The sequence below is a fragment of the Pseudoalteromonas sp. NS-SX12 genome (assembly GCF_057367955.1).
Genome location: NZ_CM170635.1, coordinates 490,986 through 507,589, shown reverse-complemented (window position 1 = coordinate 507,589; position 16,604 = coordinate 490,986). Strand labels below are relative to the sequence as shown.

12 protein-coding genes are annotated in these 16,604 nt (G+C 39.1%); 7 read left to right on the top strand and 5 right to left on the bottom strand.

Annotated features, from left to right (window positions below):
* The first annotated feature begins 4 nt into the window (after nucleotides 1-4).
* The 3 genes from AC2IOM_RS16470 to AC2IOM_RS16460 all read left to right on the top strand — a co-directional run bounded on the left by AC2IOM_RS16470 (nucleotide 5) and on the right by AC2IOM_RS16460 (nucleotide 4,409).
* Nucleotides 5-916, top strand: a complete 912-nt coding sequence (locus AC2IOM_RS16470) for an SMP-30/gluconolactonase/LRE family protein (protein ID WP_486360470.1) — start codon at nucleotides 5-7, stop codon at nucleotides 914-916.
* A 209-nt stretch (nucleotides 917-1,125) separates the two neighbouring features.
* Nucleotides 1,126-4,014 (top strand): insulinase family protein, encoded by a 2,889-nt coding sequence (locus AC2IOM_RS16465; RefSeq protein WP_486360469.1) that lies wholly within the window; start codon nucleotides 1,126-1,128, stop codon nucleotides 4,012-4,014.
* Nucleotides 4,015-4,184: 170 nt separating this feature from the next.
* Nucleotides 4,185-4,409, top strand: a complete 225-nt coding sequence (locus AC2IOM_RS16460; RefSeq protein WP_486360468.1) for a DUF3955 domain-containing protein — start codon at nucleotides 4,185-4,187, stop codon at nucleotides 4,407-4,409.
* 68 nt (nucleotides 4,410-4,477) lie between these two features.
* Here AC2IOM_RS16460 and AC2IOM_RS16455 read toward each other — a convergent pair whose 3' ends face one another.
* The 4 genes from AC2IOM_RS16455 to AC2IOM_RS16440 all read right to left on the bottom strand — a co-directional run bounded on the left by AC2IOM_RS16455 (nucleotide 4,478) and on the right by AC2IOM_RS16440 (nucleotide 8,896).
* A complete protein-coding gene (locus tag AC2IOM_RS16455) occupies nucleotides 4,478-5,068 on the bottom strand; it encodes a CBS domain-containing protein (RefSeq protein ID WP_138633548.1) in 591 nt (196 codons plus the stop codon).
* 49 nt (nucleotides 5,069-5,117) lie between these two features.
* Nucleotides 5,118-5,393: a hypothetical protein gene (locus tag AC2IOM_RS16450; protein ID WP_138633551.1), complete on the bottom strand. Its 276-nt coding sequence runs from the start codon at nucleotides 5,391-5,393 to the stop codon at nucleotides 5,118-5,120.
* A gap of 176 nt (nucleotides 5,394-5,569) precedes the next feature.
* Nucleotides 5,570-6,673, bottom strand: coding sequence for a PepSY-associated TM helix domain-containing protein (locus tag AC2IOM_RS16445; protein WP_486360467.1), 1,104 nt, complete (start codon nucleotides 6,671-6,673; stop codon nucleotides 5,570-5,572).
* A 69-nt stretch (nucleotides 6,674-6,742) separates the two neighbouring features.
* Nucleotides 6,743-8,896: a TonB-dependent siderophore receptor gene (locus AC2IOM_RS16440; RefSeq protein WP_486360466.1), complete on the bottom strand. Its 2,154-nt coding sequence runs from the start codon at nucleotides 8,894-8,896 to the stop codon at nucleotides 6,743-6,745.
* A 719-nt stretch (nucleotides 8,897-9,615) separates the two neighbouring features.
* Between AC2IOM_RS16440 and AC2IOM_RS16435 the strand changes: the two genes are divergently transcribed.
* The gene (locus AC2IOM_RS16435; RefSeq protein WP_486360465.1) at nucleotides 9,616-10,059 is read left to right on the top strand and encodes a hypothetical protein; all 444 of its coding nucleotides are present in this window, start codon (nucleotides 9,616-9,618) and stop codon (nucleotides 10,057-10,059) included.
* A 2-nt stretch (nucleotides 10,060-10,061) separates the two neighbouring features.
* Nucleotides 10,062-10,262, top strand: a complete 201-nt coding sequence (locus tag AC2IOM_RS16430; RefSeq protein WP_100915427.1) for a helix-turn-helix transcriptional regulator — start codon at nucleotides 10,062-10,064, stop codon at nucleotides 10,260-10,262.
* 243 nt (nucleotides 10,263-10,505) lie between these two features.
* Here the strand turns inward: AC2IOM_RS16430 and AC2IOM_RS16425 are convergent, their stop codons facing one another.
* On the bottom strand, nucleotides 10,506-11,912 hold the full coding sequence (locus AC2IOM_RS16425) for a DEAD/DEAH box helicase (RefSeq protein ID WP_486360464.1): 1,407 nt from the start codon (nucleotides 11,910-11,912) through the stop codon (nucleotides 10,506-10,508).
* Between the two features lie 203 nt (nucleotides 11,913-12,115).
* On the opposite strand from AC2IOM_RS16425, the gene AC2IOM_RS16420 reads away from it, so the two are divergent.
* Complete coding sequence (locus AC2IOM_RS16420) at nucleotides 12,116-13,339, top strand: type 1 periplasmic-binding domain-containing protein (RefSeq protein ID WP_486360463.1); 1,224 nt, start codon at nucleotides 12,116-12,118, stop codon at nucleotides 13,337-13,339.
* Nucleotides 13,340-16,243, top strand: a complete 2,904-nt coding sequence (locus tag AC2IOM_RS16415) for a response regulator (RefSeq protein ID WP_486360462.1) — start codon at nucleotides 13,340-13,342, stop codon at nucleotides 16,241-16,243. It begins immediately after the preceding gene.
* Nucleotides 16,244-16,604 lie beyond the last annotated feature (361 nt).

Here is a 16,604-nt window from a genome sequence, read left to right as displayed (position 1 = left end):
AACAATGAAATTAAACATAGCAAGTGCACTAATTCTGGCATTATTTGCCGCCCATGCAAGCAGTGACACGTTATTTGAGACAAGTGACTGGGTGAAAGATAATGCGTTTACCAATGGAGTAGAGGGCCCTGCAGTTGACTCGCAAGGTGTGTTATACGCGGTGAATTACAACCACCAAGGCACTATCGGTAAAGTGCTTGGTAAAGATAAAGTCGAGACGCTCGTTACGCTTAAAAATGGCTCTATCGGTAATGGCATTCGCTTTGATAAAAAAGGCAATATGTATATTGCTGACTACGTTAATCACAATGTACTAACAATAGCTGCGAAAGACTTAGCGCAAGGCGGCGAACTCACAGACAAAGTTAAGGTGTTTTCCCATAATGCAAAAATGAATCAACCAAATGATCTCGCCATTATGGATAACGGTATTTTATTTGCGAGCGACCCAAACTGGCAAATCAGCACAGGTAACTTATGGCGCATCAACCAACAAGGTGAAACAAGTTTATTAGAGGCAAATATGGGCACCACCAATGGGGTTGAAGTGAGCCCAGATAACAACACCTTGTATGTGAATGAAAGCGTGCAGCGCAAAGTATGGCGTTATGATCTCGACAGCAAAGGTGCTATATCTAATAAACAGCTACTAATCGAATTTAAAGATCATGGCCTTGATGGCATGCGTACAGATAAAGCAGGTAACTTATATATTGCACGCTATGGTGCAGGTGTTATTGCAGTGGTTTCTTCAAAAGGTAAGTTACTAAGAGAAATTAAACTAAAAGGACAGTTCCCAACCAATCTGGCGTTTGGTGGTAAAGACGGCAAAACCGTGTTTGTAACCATGCAAAAACGCGGTGCTATTGAAACCTTTAATGTGGATATTGCCGGGCGTTCGTTTATTCAAAAGTAAAGCTTAAAAGTAAAGATTAAAAGTTAGCGTGATTAGTTGAACACGCTAACTTATTTCCTTTTTGATTTCGTTTTTAGAAAGAAAGCTACTTATAATCATCTTTTCTACCGTTCATCCTTTCATATTACCATTAGTCACAAATTAATCATTTTTCGTTGTTTAACAAGTAGATTGCACTCACTATTTCAAAGGGAAACCAGGATTTTACAATGAAAAAAGCATTTACGGTCAGTGCAATAGCGCTCGCATTAGCGACTGCTTGCTCACAAACAACGAATCAAAACTCAACAGCGGTTGCAACTAATCAACTTTCTCCTTTAACAGAGCTTGCTGTTAGTCCAAATGATAAGCGTAGTTACCGCACCTTGAAATTGGAAAATAACTTAGAAGTTATCCTAGTTTCAGATCCAAGCACAGAAAAGTCTGCTGCTGCACTTAATGTTGGAGTTGGTCTCCTACAAGACCCGAAAACACAGCAAGGTATGGCACACTACTTAGAGCATCTATTGTTTTTAGGCACGGACAAGTACCCAGATACCAATGAATATAAAGAATTCTTGTCTCAAAATGGCGGTGTCTCAAATGCATCGACTTGGCTTACGTATACAAACTACATGTTTAAAGTAAACAATGATGCATATGATGCAACTTTAGATCGTTTCTCAGATTTTTTTAAGGCACCAAAACTATATCCTGAGTATACAGATAAAGAAATTAATGCAGTAAATGCTGAGTGGTCAATGCGACGAGAATTAGACTTCTTCGGTCAATTTAAGTTATCGCGCGAAATGATGGGCGAGCACCCAGCTAACCGTTTCTTAATTGGTAATTTAGAGACCTTAGGCGATAAGCCTGATAGTAATTTACATCAAGAAACAGTTGATTTTTATAATAAGTACTATTCAGCAAATATTATGAAGGTTGCGTTAATCAGTAATCTACCTCTTGATGAAATGGAACGATTAGCTAACAAACATTTTTCATCAATTAAAGATAAAAACATCGAAAAGCCGCGCATACAGCAAGAAATTGACTTTACAAATCTGGCTGCAAAAAAAATTTACTACAAGCCAAATAACGATTTAAAACAACTGAAACTTGATTTCACAATTCGCAATAATCAAGATCAATTTAAGTTTAAACCAAACCGCTATGTCTCTTATTTATTAGACTCAGAAATGCCAGGAACACCTGCACAAATTTTGAAAGCCCGAGGTTGGATTAGTTCATTAAGTGCTGGTGCGAGCCCAAACCACTATGGTAACTATGGTGAAATGTCAATAACGCTAAACCTTACCGACCAAGGTATGGCAAAGCGTGACGAAATTGTTGCGACATTGATGCAATACATTCAGCTTATCAAAGATAAAGGAGTTGATGAGAAATATTATCGTGAGATAAAAACATCGCTTGATAACGAGTTTCGTTTCTTACAAAAAACAGATGAATTTAGTTACGCTGCGCAACTTGTAGATAGTATGCAAGATTACCCGATTAATTACAGTATCAATGCACCGTATTATTTTGGTCAGTTTGATGCTGACGCTGTAAATAATGTGTTAGAGCAGCTTACTCCTGATACATTGCGTATTTGGTACATAAGCAAAGATGAAAAAGTAGACAGCAAGCAACATTTTTATGCGGGAGAGTACCGCATCGAAGACATTTCTGAGGCAGAAATATCAAGTTGGCAAGCTTCAACTCAAACCGCACTTAATTTGCCCGCAGTTAATCGCTTACTACCTGAAAACTTTGATTTAAAAACTCAAGAAATGAAGCAGGCAACAGCTGAGTTAAAGGTAGACAAGCACGGAGTAAAAGTGTGGCACTATCCTAGTCAATTATTTGCTGAACAGCCAAAAGGGGTGATCAAAATTGATTTTAACGCTGGTGATGCTAACGCGAATATAGAAAGCCATGTAGCCTTGTCTCTATGGTCTGATCTTTATAACTTAGAGCAGAGTCTACTTAGAGCAGAAGCAAGTGTTGCGGGAATCAAAGCATTTGCTCAAAACTCAAACGGTATGAGTGTTTTATTAAATGGCTTTACTGATAAACAGTCATTCTTACTTACTGAATTGTTAAATAATTTAATACCTACAGTGAGTCAAACAGGGTTTGAACAAGCAAAAGACCGCTATATTCGAAAACTTAATAACGCGAAAAAACAATTTACTGTTCGCCAATTATTTCCCGCGCTTATTAATTTAACAAAGGCACACCAGTTTGAGAGTGAGGCTTTAATTGCGGCAGTGAATAAACTTGATTTAGCAGGGTTTAACGCACAAATGCGCCTGTTATTAAATGAAAACCAACCTAGAGTGTTTGCGTTTGGTAACTATAACGATGAAAACCTCGAGCAAGTAGCAAAATTAGTCGGTAAATCTTTAGGTATAAATCACAAACAAACAGATTTTGCTACAGTGAAGACGATTACCCCTCGCCCAGGTCAAGTGCTAAGTTATCAAAAAGATACATTATCCGCAGATAATGGACTAGTAGACATTCACGTACACAGTCAGACTGGTTTCAAACAAAAAGCAACAGCCAAGGTTCTTGCGAAACACTTTAACCACGAAGCGTTTAACCAGCTACGTACTGAAGAACAGCTTGCCTATGCGGTTGGTGCGTTTGACTACACAGTTGATGAATATGCCGGTGTTGGCCTTTACATTCAGTCACCTGTAATGGACTTAGTGCAAGCACAGAAACGTTTTGATGATTTCAAAGTAGAGTACCAAATAGCATTGGATAAATTAACGCAAGACCAGTTCAATGCGATTAAGCAAGGTGTTATTGTCGGCTTAACCCAGGCACCAAAAAATATGTATGAAGAAGTGTCACCTATCTTAGACGATTGGTACAAAGAAAACTGGCAGTACGATTCAAAGCAGAAGCTGACCGAAGAAGTACGAAAAGTAACTTTGTCAGATATTAAAAGTTTTTATTTGGCTACAGTAGCAAATGAAAAAGCTTCTCGTATTAATGTACAACTAAGAGGTGCTAGTTACCGTGAAAAACCGTTTGCTGAACTTAAAGGACAAACCAAAATTACAAATGTTGCAGAGTTAAACGGAAAAGTGACTTACCAACTTTAAACTCTCCATCTTATGGATTAAAAAGGTCAATGAATGTTGACCTTTTTAATCTTTGTAACAGAGGTTCGTGCTGGGTATTCCCGTAAGTTGGTTCAACATACTTGTTTTATCTGGAACATAAACTCATACTATTCTTAATAATCTAAGAACAGTATGATTTAAGTGAGAAAATGTCGTTTAAAAAAGTTTGGCCTGCAATAGTGTGTTTTAGTTTCTCATTAGTCGCGTATTTTGCTTATCAATTTAATGGAGTTACGGTTAATGAAAATGGGTTTTTAAGGGAGGCATTTTTTCTTATTCCCATTTCATTGAGCTTGTTTATGTTAGGCAGTGTATTACTTGTGGTTTTTATTGCCTTAAAAGTAAAAGCTGGTAGACGTTCACAACTTAGCTGATTGTAAACCACTTCCTTGTTGTTAAACTCGTTAAGTAATCGCCCAGTAAATACTGGGCGATTTTTGATCTAAATTTCGCTGTGATTGACTAGCGAATCAACCAATTGACTGAAAGTCTTGGCACTTTTTGCCTGATTAAGTGAATAGCCAGTGATTTTTGCAATATCAATTAAATCAAAGTAGCCGCGCAATTCGTTTTGATTAGCACCGGTTACCAATAAATATTCGTAACTGGCTTTTTCCATGGTTTTTAACACGTCGCCTACTTTGGCATTGGCGAGTGTTGTTTCCGACACGGTGTCAATTTCTTCTAATCTCACCATAATGTCACCAATCGTAAGTTGCGCGCGTGTTAAGCCTTTTTTACTTGCTATTTTAAGTACATAGCTGCTTGCCAAGCGCGCCTTTGAAATCACGCCTTTAAGTTGGTTTTGTCCATCAACTACAAAGCTAGTGCGCATATGGGTTTTTTCCAAAATGCGGTTTGCATCATCTAAATTAGTATCGATATCAATATACTGCAAAGGCTCAAGGTGAAAGCCATGCATTACAAATGAAGCAGGGCTTGAAAGTGACACACTTGTGTCTACATGAACTTGTGCAAATAAGCTTGCGCCTTCAAGAAGCGGTTTTGTTGAAAATGAAGTGAATTGGTTCATAACGACCACCTTATTTATTAACTGTTAGAATTAAGATAAATATGAAAAGCTAACAGGTTGTAGGCGGTGCTCTTATTAGTTTAATCGCGATGCGTGATTGAATCGCAGGTTGTAATAGCTGGTTGGGTTGGTAAAAACTTAACGCTATGGCGTTTTTTGTGCTGACGTCTAACACGACGTCGTCAAAATCAAGTTGGTTTGGATTTAAGTCTTCAGAGTTATCAAAGCTGATAACGGTTGCTTGGCTATCGCTTGCTATAGCTGTCGTGGTGCTTAAGCTAAGCGCCAAAACAACTACTGTAACGACAAACAACCAACGAAGCATAATTTACAACTTAAAAATTACTGTTACTTTAATAGTGGGTCTGTTTGGTTGATAATTCAACACTTATTTTATGTAAAGTTTATTTTATTTTTATATTTGGTTTTAACTTGCTGAATTTAAGTTGTATTTACGGTTTTAGTTTTGCCGAATATATTTATATTCGGCAAAACACATAATTACGAGGTAACGTATTCATTTTTATGTTGCATTCGGCGTTTGGGTTTTCTGCGTTTAAGCCACAAATAGCATCCGGTAACCGAAAATATAAGCGGTGTTAAACCGATTAAACACCAAATTATACGGCTCGGTAACCCTGCAAAATAGCCAAAATGTAGCTTGCGAAAGCTATCTACTGCAACTAAAAAGAACGGTGCTTCACGAATATCGTAATTGGAAAGTTGTTTACCTGTCTCTTTATCAAAGCTGACCGTTGACGCGTATTCACTCGTTACAAAACTGGTATTTGCAACGTCGCCAAAAAACGTGAGGGGTAAGTCGGGTTCATAAGGGAACATTAAATAAGTCGCCCTAAAGCCGCCCATTTGTGTTTTTGCGGTTACCATTAAGTTATCGAGTGAAAGCTGGTGGTTGTATAGTGGGCCTTTAACTAAATGTGGTGGCTCATCAGCGTGCTCAAATTCATGATGAATAATTTCAGAAATATTCCAGTATACACCTGTAAAACCTAAAATAAGCAGCACTGGCGCAGACCAAATTCCGACTAGCTTATGTAGATCGCTAAAAAAAGCGATGCGTTTAACCTTTACGCGCAAGGTAAAAAATTTCTTCCAAAACTGACGGTAAATAATGAGGCCTGAAATGCCCATAAACATTAAAATAAGCGAAATAGTGCCTGTAAACCAAAGGCCTGTTTCGCCAATCAAGAACTTGTAATGTAGGTCTAACAGCCAATCGGTAAGGTAATAGTCGACCGCTTGTGGCGTTGATCGAACAATACCTTGGTATTGATCTAAATAAATTTTAGACCACTCATCTGTACCGTGCTTGAGTACATATACCCGATCAGCGGTTTGCCCATCATCAAATATTTCCCAGCTACCAATTTCATAGTTAGGTAAGTTATGTTTGATGGTTGTGTGCAAGTTATCGTAGCTAAGGCGTGTTCCAGGTGAAGCATTCACACTTGCCAGCTCGGGCATAATTAAGTGATCAATTTCTTCTTTAAAAACTAAAATACTGCCCGTAAGCGAAATTATAATAAGCGGCAGGGCAATGACTAAACCGCAGTAGCGGTGCCAAAGATGGAGTTTCTTTTTCATAATTCGGTGACGTCCGTTTATAAAAACAACAAAAGGCCGCATAGCGCGACCTTTACGTTTTGAGTTTTGTTATAGTGACCAGTTAAGTGACAGTGCGTAGTTACGCGGTGCACCATAAAAACCTTGTGCCCAGTAAAGTGAATTCACGTACTTCTTATCAAATACGTTGTTTACGTTAGCTGTAACACTTACTTGCGAATTAATTTCGTAGCTTGCCATCATATTCACAAGTGCGTAGGCGTTTTGTTTCGTAACAATAAGTGGAGTGTCGTTTTGCACTCGGCTAATATCGTCTTGCCAACGCATGTTCATGCCAAATGATAAGCCATCAACAAAAGTCGCATCGTATTTAGCAGCAAGTTTAAATACTTGTTTTGGCGTATAGTCTTTTACTAATTGCGCGTCTTTATTGCCTGAATTAATTGTATCCGATACGTCAATATCAGTGTAGGTGTAGCCTAAGTTCGCACTAATACCAAACCCAACTTCACCACTTAATTCAAGTTCAAAACCTTGCGATTGAATACCAGGTGCAGCTCTATGGTACTGAATTTTTCCATCATCGTTGTCGTTATCGTTTGGATCTTGGGTAACACCAATCGCGATGTTTTTCTGTTCAGCATCAAAAATAGCCACATTTAACATCATTAAATCGTTAAATAACTCAGTTTTAATACCAATTTCTTTTGTATCGCCACTAATAGGGTCAAGCGTTTGGCCGTTATTATCTTCTTCAGCTTGCGGAGCAAAGGTTTCGCTGTACGATGCGTAAACATTAATATCGTCGTTGATTTGATAAACTGACCCTAAGTGAGAGGTCGTGTCGCTCACATCACGAGATTTGTTTTTACCGTATGATAAACCGTTAGTTTCCCAAGCGGTGTGACGAATACCTGCAAGTAGTTTTAAATCATCTGTAATCGAGAAACGCGCAGAGACATATTCTGAAACTTGTTCACTGTCTACACGAGAACCATTTAAGCCGTCTTTTAATACTGGTACTGGTGCTACACCATCCCAATCATTTAGATTTGGCATCGCTGGGAAGCCATTTCCGGTCGTGTAATCGTATAACGAGCTATCTTGATATGCCATATCAGCAACACTCGCACCAGCTGCAATTAAGTGCTCTTGTCCGAATAATTCAAAGCTCCCTTTGGCATACACATCAAATAGGTTAAGGCGGTCGGTTAGTTGGTAATCACTGGCATAACCGGTTAAACCTAAACCCGTTTGCGCATCTGGCGTACCATAAACATAAAATAGATTTGAGTCTTGCTCGGTTTGAGTATGCGCATAACGTGCGATCACACTCCAGTTATCACCTACAAGTTGCTCTAATTCTACAAAAGCTTGTTTTGACGTGTTATTCCAATAAGCCCAGTCAGCCGCGGTAGAAGTAGAGGTATCATAATCTGTAGGGTTCCCTTCTGAATCAAATAATGCAAGTGCACCCCAAAGTGGGCTGTCAGCATCGTTTTGCTGGTAGGTAAGGCTTGTTGTTAATGTGGTGCTATCAGTTAGGTTTAACTCGGTAATACCATAAAATACGTCACGTTCAACGCTGTAGCGGTCAAGGTATGAATCACGTTTTTGTTTAACAACTACAGCACGTCCTGCTGCGTATTCATTTAAGCGGCCTGACACATCTGCATCCAAGCGCATATTTGACCAAGAACCCGCAGTAATTGACACATTGGCGCGCAGATCATCGGTTGGACGTTTACGAATAAAGTTAACCGTAGCTGATGGGTTGCCGGCACCTGTCATCATGCCGTTCGCACCCATAACCACTTCAATTCGTTGATAAATGGCTGTATCAAGTGTGCCTTGCAGTGCGCCACTTTCTTGCGGTAATCCCAACCCGTCTACTTGAAAGTTGGTGATATCAAAACCGCGCGCTTTGTAGTAAGTACGATCGGTTTCAATTTTTTCTACCGAAACGCCCGGAGTTGTTTCAAGTACTTGATTCACATCATCAAGTGAAAAGTCGTTCATAAGGGCACGAGTAATTACGCGTACCGATTGTGGCGTTTCCTTAATTGAAATACCGAGTTTTGAAGCGGTTTCTGCTTCAACGGCAAGGTAGTTTGAGTGGTTCTTTCCTAACACCTCAATTTTTTCGATGCTTTTATCTGTTTGATCGTTAGCAAAAAGTGGGGTAGCGAATACTGAAGATGTGGCGACAAATAAAGTACTTAGTTTAAAAGCACGCGATTTCATAACAGGGACCTAAATTCACAAGTGACTAAAATTGTTGCGTATCGTAATTCAAATGATAATCGATCTCAATACTATTATTGTGTTATTTTCAATTAAGCTGTTAATTGCATTAGATTCTAAAAACTGAATGGAGTTTATGGTTCGGTTTGAGCATCGCTTTTCCAATTTAACGATCACGAGAAAACATAATAAAACGTATAAATTAAATGTGACCTAGTTAAATTAAAGTTTGTTTGATCACTGTAAGTACAGGGCAGGCACATTATTTAAAGGTTATTTCACTAACGAGTGAAATGAATAACTATTTGTTGATACCTTAATGTATCAACAAGATACCTTAAGGTTACAAAATGATTGATTTGGTGATACCTAGGGGTTACACTTTTGGCTGATAGAATTTAAATATCAAAGTTAAAGAAAGTATTTGAGCTGAGTACAAAGTTACATAATGGACATCTTACATTGGTTGATAAATTGAAAGTATTTAGAAAAGGCTAATTTGTATTAGCCATTTTGTCATCTTATTGAAGCAATGTTTAATTGGTCATTATCAATTTAATGTTACTTTTGACAGCTTAATACAAACATAAATACCGAAGACGTATTCCAAAAGATGGATATAGTGGCTTTGGTAAAGTGATATTAGTTTATAAGAGTGCCGTCAGTGGGTGGTTTATAAAGACCAAATATTTGCAGTGCAATGCTAAGGAATGATAATTATGACTGCTATTTTAAAACAAGAACGAAATTTACTAATTACGGCGAAAATACTTTTTGCTGTTGGTTTATTTTTTACAGTCGATGCTATTTATACCAGCTTTGAATTCACCTTTAATGCATTTTGGGGAACTTTGGGTGCCATATTATTCTTATTGATATTGTATTGGAGTGCTAAGAGCTTTAAACACATGACGGAAAGATGTGATGATGAATATTTAAAACATGTTTATCAAACATCATATAGTTATGCTGCCACAGGCGCTGTAATCGCTTTATTTGTTTTTATGCTTTTTGATGATTGGCTTGCGCATTACTTTACCCTTAAATATGCGGCAAAACTGTGTATTGGATGTATGTTTGGTGCACAGGGAGGCTACATTTTATGGCGAAATTTCAAAGATAATCAAGATATTGAAAATTCGCACGAATATGGCGAAAGTTAGTGATGAGTGAGGTTAAAAATCGTATTGCTGTGTTACGTGCTGAACATAAAATATCACAGCAAGCATTAGCTGATGCTATTAGTGTGTCTAGAAAAACGATTAGTACGATTGAAACCGGCCGGTTTACACCTTCGGTAACAATTGCTTTGAAGCTGGCGATCTTTTTTAATGTCACTGTAGAGGAGATATTTAGTTTGAATTAACTGAGAACCGTTAATTCTAATTGATGATTCATCCTGTTTTTGTGGTTCACAAAAATACTAGACTTTACAGAGTACTTCTAGTCAACTAGATGCTAAATTGTGTGTAAGAAACTCAATTATTATTCCAGATTCGATAATTATGTTATTTATTATTTTTAAAGAAAAATAGAACTCCGACTTTTTAACGTGTTTTGAATCCACGATAGCAAGAATATAAAAAAGCCAGCTAATGCTGGCTTTCTGTTATTTGTTTGCTTTAAATTTCACATTGTTTGGCTTTCGTTTCGGGCGCTTAGCTTGTCCGTTATTATCACTTCTGCCTTTGCTGTTTTGCTTTGGTTTTTCGCCATTTTTAGGCTTAGCATTGTGTGAACTGCTTTTCTTTTTTGGCTTACTTGCCGCTTTTGCTTCAGCTTTTACTTTGTCGTTGGTACTCGCGTTTTCTTTTGGCTTTTTCGGTTTCTTCGGCTTTTTAGGCTTAATTGGACGCGTATCTAGCTTTGATTCTGGCACAGGGCTTTGTGGTTCAAACCCAGCTTCAATTTTACGCGGAATAACTTCTTGGATAAGTCGTTCAATACCAAATAAATCGGCAGCTACGTCTTGGGTTACAAACGAAATTGCTTCGCCCGATGCACCCGCACGGCCAGTACGACCAATACGGTGAACATAATCTTCATACACATTTGGTAGGTCAAAGTTAACCACATAAGGTAGCTCTTGAATATCGAGTCCACGCGCTACAATATCGGTAGCAACCAGTACATTTACATCACCTAATTTAAAGCCATTAAGTGCATTCATACGTGCGCTTTGGCTTTTATTACCGTGAATTGCAGCGGCATTGATTTTGGCTTTTTCAAGGTCACGAACCAAACGGTTTGCACCATGCTTAGTACGCGTAAATACCAATACTTGTTGCCAGTTATTGGTTTTAATTAGGTGTTTAAGCAAGCTAGTACGTTTGCTTTTATCAACGGGATAGGCCCATTGGGTCACTGTTTTAGCGGTTGTATTGGCAGCAGCAACTGAGATCTCGATTGGGTCGTTAATTAGACCTTTAGCAAGTGCGCGAATATCGTCAGAAAAGGTTGCTGAAAACAGCAAGTTTTGTCGCTTTGAAGGCAGCGCTTTAATAACGCGTTTAATATCATGAATAAAACCCATGTCGAGCATGCGGTCAGCTTCATCGAGCACAAACAACTCAAGTTGGTCAAATTTTACGGCATTTTGCTGAAAGAGATCGAGTAATCGCCCTGGTGTGGCAACTAAAATATCGCAGCCTTTTCGCAGTTTCAGCATTTGTGGGTTAATTTTAACACCACCGTAAACAACTTGGCATGAAAGGGGGAGGTGTTTGCTGTAGGTTGCAACACTTTGCCAAACTTGAGCTGCTAATTCTCGCGTTGGTGTGAGTACTAATGCGCGCACTTGATTGCTACTAACTTTTGGCCCTTTGCTTAGCATTTCTAGCATTGGCAGGGTAAAACCTGCGGTTTTACCTGTACCGGTTTGCGCCGCAGCCATTACGTCACGTCCCGCTAATATTGCTGGAATTGACTTTTCTTGAATTGGCGTTGGGCTTTCATAACCTTGCTCTTCAATTGCTTGGTTTATTTCAGGGCACAGGTTTAAGTCTGAGAAATGCATTTTTAGTAACTCTTATAACGGCGGCCGAGCAGGGTACAGCATCCCCGCTCGGAACGCAATTTTCACGTGATTTCAGCTTTGATAGCTTTTTGCGTAATAACAAATATACAATGGCTTTATTGAACAAAATTAATTGCTTATCACTACTCTAAACTTGAAATGTTGACTATTGTTTAATTACTGGAAATTTTGCAGGTAAACAGATGTTAGTTTTAGTAAGAGGGATACTGGTGGTTTCCCTGTTTATCACAAGTCACGCAATTGCACAAAAGCGCGTTTTTAATATCTACCATGACTCTGACTATTCAAATCATGCAGAATCCGCCAATGCGATGAAAATGGGCTTTTTAACTGCGCTTTCGCAATACGAAAACGAGTTTAACAATGTAGAATTTAACTTTATTGAAAAAGATCATCGCGGCAACAGTAATCGTAGTTTGTTGCATATGAAGCAGTTTTTAGCAGACCCAAATGCTCTGTTTATGCTGGGCGGCTTACATTCGCCACCTTATATTAAGTACAAACAGTTTATTAGTAAAAATGAAGTGTTGCTGTTAGTACCATGGGCCGCAGGTGGGCCAATCACTCGCCATGCAGAGCCAACAAATTGGGTTTTTCGTGTGTCGGTTGATGGCACTAAAGCCGGGCATCGCATCGTAAGCTTTGCGCGTGATCAATTAGGATGTGAGCAGCCACACATGCTGCTTGAGCAAACGCCTTGGGGCAAGTCTAACCACACTACCATGCGAAAGGCGCTAGGCAGCGAAAATGAGGGGCCTGTAACCTGGTTTAGTTGGAATACAAAACTTAATCAAGCCAAAATAATGCTGCGAGATATTACCTCGACGCGCGCAGAATGTATTTTGTTTGTTGGTAATGCAGTAGAGGGAAAGCAATTTGTTGATGCAATGGCGGCGCTGCCGGCTGACCAACGCGTGCCAATAGTGAGCCATTGGGGGATCACTGGCGGCGACTTTTTTAACCATGTTAAGCAACATCTAGCCACTGACGTTAAATTAAACTTTATTCAAACGTGTTTCGCTATCGAACCACAAAACCAATCTCCTCTTGCAAAACAGGCCGCGATTACAGCTACAAAGTTGTTTCCAAATAAATTTACTGGATTGGAAAATTTATCGGCGCCAGCTGGATTTATTCATAGCTTCGATTTTGCGAAAATATTTTTCACGGCGTTCGCTAATGTTAAACCCGAGGGCGATATTAGTGATATTCGTTTATCTTTGCGTAATGAATTGGAGCGTATTAAGAACCCCATTACAGGTTTGATTAAAACATATGAACAGCCGTTTTCTCAATGGAGCCCAGCACAGCCTGACGCTCACGACGCATTAGGACTTGAACACTTATGCATGGCCGAGTACAAAGAGAATGGCGGTATTCGTGTGTTTAACAATAAAGAGCGCTAAATGGCGAATAATAAGTTAAGTACACAGCTATCAGCAAACAGCGCATTTTTATCTTTTGTGGTGCTAAGCCTGTTATTGTCGGTGTTGGTGAGCGCAGTGTTTGTTGGTTTCACCACCGATAAAAATATGCGTCAATATGAGATTAATAACGCCAAGACTGAAGCTAAGTTGAGTGCAAGTTACATTGAACAGTTTGTCGAAACACGATTACAGCTGCTGCATGACTTGGCTAAGCAACCTATGTTAGTAAATGGTGTTATGGGCTCAGATGTGTCTGCTGCATCTTTGTCAGATTATTTAGATGACTACCATTTAGTCGGTAAAAAGCATCCAATTTGGCTTGTGAATATTGCTAGTGAACTTGTTTATAGTAACAGTGAAGCAGAGCCTCCAGATTTAAACGCCCCTTGGCTTGCACAACTTTTGAGTGAGAACGTTGCACACGTAGTTACTTTAAATACGTTGCAAGCAGGTGATCATTTCTTAATTGCGGTACCTGTAAAGTATAACGGTTTTACCGAAGGGGTAATGATTGTTGAATTCCGCTATTCCCTCGCCGAGCTTTTTCAAGATGTAATAAACAGTGCGAATTATGGCGTAACGCTTAATGGAAAATGGTTAGATTTCTCAAGTTTAATGAGCAATACCGAATATTTATCAGTTGCTACGTTGGCACTTGGTAATACGGGACTTACGCTCAATTATCATTTAAATATGCAACTTATTGAGCAGCGCGTGATGGCGGTGATTATTAAAATTGCGTCGTCAATTTTAATAAGCCTTTTAGTGGCTTGGATTGTACTTTATCTCGTTGGCCACAGATTATTGCTCGATCCCTATCGGCGTTTAGCGGCTTCTGAGCGTGCAATTAAACTCAGTGAAGAACGCTATAAAGTGGCTGTAGCTGGAAGTAACGATGGTTTGTGGGATTGGGATATAAAAGCCGGAACGGTTTATTATGCGCCGCGCTATAAAGAATTACTAGGCTACTCGTCATACGATGAGGCGTTTCCTAATACTTTTGCGAGTTTTGAAAATGCCCTGCACCCTGATGATAAAGAACGTGTTAATAAAGCAATCGAACAACATTTAAAAGAAAGGCAGCTTTACGATATTGAATACCGCTTGCGCACAAAAAGTGGGGAGTACCGGTTTTATCGTGCAAGAGGTACCGCAATTTGGGATGAAAATGGCAATGCAACGCGTATGGCAGGATCGCTTACCGATGTAACCGAGCGTATTGAAATAAATAAAGCGCTGGAATTAGCTAAGCATCAAGCAGAAAATGCCAATAAAGCCAAAAGTGAATTTTTGGCGTCAATGAGTCATGAGATCCGAACACCAATGAATGGGGTGTTGGGAATGCTTAATTTACTGCAAACAAGTGAGCTATCGAAAGAGCAATTGCATCGGGTAAATGTGGCAATTGGTAGTGCAAATGCATTATTAAATTTGTTAAATGATATTTTGGACTTTTCAAAAATTGATGCAGGTAAACTCGAACTTGAATTTATAGAATTTGATTTACGCACCTTGCTTGGCGAATTTGCAGAGGCCGCAGCGATTCAAGCCCATCAAAAAAACCTTGAATTGATACTTGATATTACTAAGGTTAATGCGCAAACCGTAATGGGCGATCCGAACCGTCTTCGGCAAATACTATACAACTTAGTAGGCAATGCCATTAAGTTTACCTCACACGGTGAAGTCGTGATAAAAGCGGCCTTAGAATTAAAAGATTCTGATAAATATATTCTGAATTGTGAGGTTAATGACACCGGAATTGGTATTCCTGAGCAGCAACAATCCAAGCTTTTTAAAACATTTTCTCAGGTAGATGCATCTACAACACGTAAATACGGTGGTACTGGGTTGGGCTTGGCCATCGTAAAGCAGTTATGTGAATTGATGGGGGGCAGTATTGAGGTGAGTAGTCTCGAGGGCAAGGGAAGCAGCTTCAAATTTAGTTTAGTGCTTGGCTGTGGCAGTGGGGCTAAAGCCAGTATTCCATCGATTGATATTAGTAAATTACATATTTTGATTGTTGACGACAATAAAACAAATTTAGACGTTTTACGTGGTCAATTTGAGTTTTGGGGAGCACGTGTAACAGAAGCACTTTCAGCAGATGAAGCGATGTTGGCGTGTAAATCCTACTTTGAAACTCACCAACGATGCTTTGATATTGCGTTTTTGGATATGCAAATGCCGAATGTTGATGGTGCGAAATTAGGTAAAGCAATTAAACAGCACGCAGATTTTCATGCAACAAAATTGGTGATGATGACCTCAATGAACCATCAAGGCGATGCATCTTATTTCGCAGAGCTTGGTTTTGCGGGTTATTTTCCAAAACCCGCGACTACCTCAGACTTACTCGATGCGTTATCGATTGTGGTTGACGGCGGCGATGCACTTGAGCAAGCAACACCCTTAGTAACTCGCCATTATATTCAAACGCTACAAACTCATGCTACTAATGAGCAGGTTAAATGGGCGAAAAATATTAAACTACTGCTTGCCGAAGATAACCAAGTAAATCAAATTGTTGCCAAAAGCACTTTAGCAAAGTTAGGTTTAACGGACGTTAAAATTGCCTCAAATGGGCAAGAGGTCCTAACCATATTAAACGAAAGCGAAGACAGCTTTACTGCAATTTTGATGGATTGCCAAATGCCAGAACTCGACGGCTATGATGCCACCAAGGCGATTCGAAATGGTAAGGCAGGAAAGCACAACACACGCATTCCAATTATCGCAATGACAGCAAATGCAATGGTTGGCGATCGCGAAAAGTGTATTGCAGCCGGCATGGATGATTACATTACTAAACCAATTGTTGAAGCCAACCTTAAAACTAAACTGCGCGCGTGGCTGCCAGAGGAAAAAGAAGCTGAATCTTGAGCGTCTAACGGGCTTAAGTTTGACACATATTAAGGCTTTACTTGAATCGCTAAGTGATTCTCGCAAAAGTTTCACTCTATCGTTTTAACGATTTCATATTTTTGCATGGTCTTCCAACGTAAAATATCCATTATCATTCGGTTGTATTAAAGAGAAGTCAAATTCAACGAAGTGTTAAAAGTGGGGCTAAATCCCTTTATTTTAAAAGGTTTTTAGAGTCTAAACTCTAAAGTTGGACCATTTTTGCGAGTTACATAAAAGTAATTGTAACTCAACAACAAAACAGTGATTAAAGAATATTTGTCCCTACTTTACAGTAGTTTAAATTAGTTATTTTCAGATTTGTCACAAAAACATTAAT

What these genes read in the sequence shown, in the direction of transcription:
- AC2IOM_RS16470 (WP_486360470.1), top strand. Translation starts at nt 5, where the DNA reads ATGAAATTAAACATAGCAAGTGCACTAATTCTGGCATTATTTGCCGCC.
- AC2IOM_RS16465 (WP_486360469.1), top strand. Translation starts at nt 1,126, where the DNA reads ATGAAAAAAGCATTTACGGTCAGTGCAATAGCGCTCGCATTAGCGACT.
- AC2IOM_RS16460 (WP_486360468.1), top strand. Translation starts at nt 4,185, where the DNA reads ATGTCGTTTAAAAAAGTTTGGCCTGCAATAGTGTGTTTTAGTTTCTCA.
- AC2IOM_RS16455 (WP_138633548.1), bottom strand. Translation starts at nt 5,068, where the DNA reads ATGAACCAATTCACTTCATTTTCAACAAAACCGCTTCTTGAAGGCGCA.
- AC2IOM_RS16450 (WP_138633551.1), bottom strand. Translation starts at nt 5,393, where the DNA reads ATGCTTCGTTGGTTGTTTGTCGTTACAGTAGTTGTTTTGGCGCTTAGC.
- AC2IOM_RS16445 (WP_486360467.1), bottom strand. Translation starts at nt 6,673, where the DNA reads ATGAAAAAGAAACTCCATCTTTGGCACCGCTACTGCGGTTTAGTCATT.
- AC2IOM_RS16440 (WP_486360466.1), bottom strand. Translation starts at nt 8,896, where the DNA reads ATGAAATCGCGTGCTTTTAAACTAAGTACTTTATTTGTCGCCACATCT.
- AC2IOM_RS16435 (WP_486360465.1), top strand. Translation starts at nt 9,616, where the DNA reads ATGACTGCTATTTTAAAACAAGAACGAAATTTACTAATTACGGCGAAA.
- AC2IOM_RS16430 (WP_100915427.1), top strand. Translation starts at nt 10,062, where the DNA reads ATGAGTGAGGTTAAAAATCGTATTGCTGTGTTACGTGCTGAACATAAA.
- AC2IOM_RS16425 (WP_486360464.1), bottom strand. Translation starts at nt 11,912, where the DNA reads ATGCATTTCTCAGACTTAAACCTGTGCCCTGAAATAAACCAAGCAATT.
- AC2IOM_RS16420 (WP_486360463.1), top strand. Translation starts at nt 12,116, where the DNA reads ATGTTAGTTTTAGTAAGAGGGATACTGGTGGTTTCCCTGTTTATCACA.
- AC2IOM_RS16415 (WP_486360462.1), top strand. Translation starts at nt 13,340, where the DNA reads ATGGCGAATAATAAGTTAAGTACACAGCTATCAGCAAACAGCGCATTT.